This window comes from Pedobacter sp. ASV12 (genome assembly GCF_016429155.1).
Classification (GTDB): Bacteria; Bacteroidota; Bacteroidia; order Sphingobacteriales; family Sphingobacteriaceae; genus Pedobacter.
The window spans coordinates 1-410 of sequence record NZ_JAELUC010000326.1 but is presented as its reverse complement, the minus strand read 5'-3'; the positions used below and the strand labels follow the sequence as shown (position 1 = coordinate 410).

The following is a 410-nucleotide window of genomic DNA, read 5'->3' as shown; positions in this document are numbered from 1 at the left end:
GTAGTCAATGATGCGTTGCGGTACTCCATAGTCGCTGGCTATTTTAGCTTGATCTGAGAATGCATTATATTCTAACTTTGTTAACAAACGATCTAAACCCTGCACTTCTTCAAAAGATTTTGATAGTTTTTGGGACATGTGATACTTGTACATGGTATTAAATACCCCTAAATACTTTACAAGCTGGTATTTAAATGTATTATACACCAACTCTGACGCTTTACGCATGGCCATATCAACACTCTCTTTCAAAGTTTCTATTCGATAATTAAATAGGCCTTTAAATCCATCCTTAAGATAATAATATAATGAATAAGTAATACGTGAATGATCCCGTTCTATCAATTCATTTTCGGCAGTATTATAGGATGCTTTACCTAGCAAATGTAAAAAGTTTTTATCCCGTACAA

General features: G+C 33.4%; 1 protein-coding gene. It reads right to left on the bottom strand.

What is annotated here, in order from left to right; genetic code table 11:
- Window positions 1-410 (bottom strand): hypothetical protein (locus tag JHD69_RS20525; RefSeq protein WP_199142166.1); only part of this gene is annotated, 410 nt, incomplete at both ends.